The sequence below is a fragment of the Peribacillus sp. genome, assembly GCF_059453735.1.
Window position 1 is genome coordinate 1 of the sequence record NZ_JAZVJO010000008.1, and the last position, 3,427, is coordinate 3,427.

The following is a 3,427-nucleotide window of genomic DNA, read 5'->3' on the forward strand; positions in this document are numbered from 1 at the left end:
TGAAGAAGTGGTCTATGGAATGGATCAATTCATCGGTGAGCCATCGTTCTGGAATAAAGGGATTGGGCAAATGCTGGTTTCGGAAATGGCCGATTATTTGAAAAAAGAAATGCAGGCAAAGGCAGTAGTAATGGATCCGCAAGTATGGAATAAACGAGCCATACGCTGCTATGAGAAATGCGGCTTTAAAAAGATAAAAATGCTGCCTAGGCACGAATATCATGAAGGGGAGTATCGAGATTGTTGGTTGATTGAATATAGGTAATGACGGTTACGAATACGCTAGGGGGTATTTTTTTAATGCAAGACGGAAATCGGGTAGTTGCAGACGGGATTATGCTGTCTCCAGACGGGAATACGTTCTCTTCAGACGGGATTATGAGCATGCTAGACGGGATTGTGGCAAGATTACTTCGAAATCACCATTGTTTTTAGCTAAATACCCCCAGTTTATCGGAAAAGGGCAAGGACGTATTCGTAAAATAGGTTTCGCCCTTGCGCTGAGTTTATGATACTTAATTAGTTTTAATCAAACCAATGTAGTTCGATTGAGGTCTGAAAAGCACATTGTTCTCCGCTTGCTCAATCACATGCGCGCTCCAGCCTACGATTCTGCTGGCGGTAAAAGTGGGGGTAAACAGTTCGGGTTCAATCTGAATCGCTTTCATGATGGCTGCTGCATAAAATTCTACATTCGTATAGAGTGCCCGTCCTGGCTTAAATTCTTGTAAAAGACGTACGGCCGTTTCTTCAACCTGGATAGAGAGATCAAGCCAAGGGTCCTCACCGTTAAGCTCCATCAGTTTCGACTTTAAGGAAACGGAGCGTGGATCATGTGTTTTATACACTCGATGACCAAATCCCATCAATTTTTCACCGTTTGATAACTTTGCACGAATCACTTTCTCAACATCTCCTGCTGAATACACTTCATTTAACAAATCAATGACTTCGGATGGGGCACCTCCATGAAGAGGACCTTTCATGGTTCCAATCGCTGAAGTAATGGCAGATACTAATTCTGACTCTGTTGAAGCGGTAACCCTAGCCGAAAACGTTGAAGCATTCATACCATGTTCCATGGTCAACATCATATAGGTTTCTAATGCTTCAATATGTGTTTCAACTGGCGTAACCCCATTTAACATATATAGATAGTTTTCTAAATGACTTCCGTTGTTCAAAGGCTGAATGAGTGTTTTTCCTTCTAGGAATCTTTTCCGGAAAGCAATAATCGTCGGAATCATGGCGGTTAATTTAATAGCTTGTGAGACGGTTGGTTTCCATCCATAAGTAGAATTTCCTTCTGCCGAAACAGCCGTTCTGATGACACTCATCAAGTCCATGTCTTCAGGGAGCTGGCAAATTAGCTTTTCGATATGCGCAGGAAGAATACGATGCAGGACAAGGGCTGCCTTTAATTCACCAAGTTGTTCAATGGTTGGGAATTCACCATACCATAACAGGTAGGCTGTCTCTTCAAATGAATAAGATTTCGTGATGTCCAAGATGTCATATCCTCGATAATACAGCTTTCCCTTATCTCCATCGATCTCACTGATTAACGTTTCAACAGCAACGACGCCTTTTAATCCTGGGTGCAGCATATACATTTCCCCTTTCCTTTTATAATCATAGTTTATAAACTAAAGATAATTAAGAATAGTAATTATTTTTAATCAAATCGATTAAAAAAATAAAAGACTATGGAGGCGAGTATGGAATTTTCTTGGTTAACCACCTTTATCACAGCTGCTCATTGTGGGAACTTCCGACAAACAGCAGAGCTTTTGTACATTTCTCAACCGTCCGTAACTGTTCATATTAAACAATTAGAAAACGAATTAGGTGTGCAGCTCTTTCTACGGGAAGGAAGAACTATGAAACTAACGGAAGAGGGAAGACGATACCTAGGCCATGCGAAGAAGCTTTTCGAAGTCTATCAATCTGGGTTAGAGGATTTAGAGTCGTTTAGACAGGGGTATACCACTAAATTATCACTAGCCATTTCCCCGTTGATCGCAGACACGATCCTTCCCTATATGCTCAAAATATACCTGAAAAAGCATCCTCAAGTTGAATTTTCATTGAAAATTATTGAATCAAAAGAAATTGAAGAGGCAGTTTTGAAGGAAGAAGTGGATATCGGTCTTTCGTGTATAAACGGAACGCATCGAGATATAATCAGCGAACTTCTCTATCAAGATAAAGTCATCTTAGTTGCTTCCCATGATGGATTGGACTCAGAGTTCGCACCTCCCTTAGATGAAGAAGCGGTTTTAACATCAAATTATCTATTTACACATAATCACCCTGAGTACTGGGACACTTTGTGCAGAGCCGTTAAAAGCAGTTATCCTTCAGTAAAAATGATGGAGGTCTCTCAGGTCCATATAACCAAACGTTTTATTGCTGAAGGATTAGGCGTCTCCTATTTACCCATATCAACAGTACGAAGAGAGTTGCTTGAAGGAAGGCTGCTCGAGGTATCAAATCAATTCATCAAAGTACCAGAAGCGAATACCTATGCAGTTATGAAATATAAACATACCAAGCAACAAGAATTTTTGGCGTTTATTGCGAATTATCGAATTTGATGAAAATTAATGATTAAAGGAAGCTAACATGCTTTCGTTTCAAGTAGATGAACAGCAAATAATCAAACTGATCATAAGGAGAAATTATGTGGTCAGTGGCTATGCGGCCATTATGCTTATTAAACTTATATGACTGCATTAAAATAAGGAAGGATCCCAAGGACACTTTTCTTTTTTAAAATGATTATTTTATAAATGTAAAAAAACCATTTAAAACGTAAACGGTTTCTCTTTAATTTTAATATTCAGAATAATCAATAATTTATCTTGTTTTCAACAAATGTATTTAGTATAATCATTCACAATGATAGATAAAGAGAGTTCATTTTAGTTAAAAGTAACCTGTCTCAAATTTATCATAAAATAATTTTAAAGTAGTAATGCCTGCTGCTAATCTAGTCGCTCAGCTTCAAACGGGTGAATTGCACATGAATGTGGCAGGAGGCATTGGGAAAATCGTACCGACCGATTATGAAACGGTTGAAAAAATTGAAACTGTGAAAACAAAGACGGAAAATACGTTTGGTTTCCAATCGATGATGTTTAATACCGAGACCATCAAAGATCCGAAAATCAGAAAGGCGTTTGGTCAAGCCGTCGATCGACAACAAATCGTTGATAAATTGCTTAAAGGGTACGGCGAGGTGATTGACGGACCGTATACAACCATCAATCCATACTTGAATAAGGATATTAAAACGATTGCTTATGATCCGACAGCAGCGAAAAAAGCGCTTGAGGAAGCAGGGTGGGATTTCGAAAAGGAACTTAATTTCATTGTACCAACAGGAAATAAAGTACGTGAACAAGCTGCAGATATCATTACACAG

The 3,427-nt window shown here is 39.0% G+C and carries 4 protein-coding genes and 1 pseudogene; 4 read left to right on the forward strand and 1 reads right to left on the reverse strand.

All coding sequences use genetic code 11. The annotated features are described in order from the left end of the window. Positions 1 to 265 (forward strand): GNAT family N-acetyltransferase (locus AC52RT_RS00390; RefSeq protein ID WP_495538922.1); only part of this gene is annotated, 265 nt, incomplete at its 5' end. 35 nt (positions 266 to 300) lie between these two features. After that, on the forward strand, positions 301 to 435 hold the full coding sequence (locus AC52RT_RS00395) for a hypothetical protein (RefSeq protein ID WP_495538923.1): 135 nt from the start codon (positions 301 to 303) through the stop codon (positions 433 to 435). Between the two features lie 80 nt (positions 436 to 515). Here the strand turns inward: AC52RT_RS00395 and AC52RT_RS00400 are convergent, their stop codons facing one another. Then, a complete protein-coding gene (locus tag AC52RT_RS00400) occupies positions 516 to 1,607 on the reverse strand; it encodes a citrate synthase/methylcitrate synthase (RefSeq protein ID WP_495538924.1) in 1,092 nt (363 codons plus the stop codon). A 111-nt stretch (positions 1,608 to 1,718) separates the two neighbouring features. On the opposite strand from AC52RT_RS00400, the gene AC52RT_RS00405 reads away from it, so the two are divergent. Both AC52RT_RS00405 and AC52RT_RS00410 read left to right on the forward strand, forming a co-directional pair. Beyond that, on the forward strand, positions 1,719 to 2,597 hold the full coding sequence (locus AC52RT_RS00405; RefSeq protein ID WP_495538925.1) for a LysR family transcriptional regulator: 879 nt from the start codon (positions 1,719 to 1,721) through the stop codon (positions 2,595 to 2,597). Positions 2,598 to 2,974: 377 nt separating this feature from the next. Next, positions 2,975 to 3,427 (forward strand): annotated as a pseudogene (locus tag AC52RT_RS00410) (ABC transporter substrate-binding protein); the annotation flags it as partial.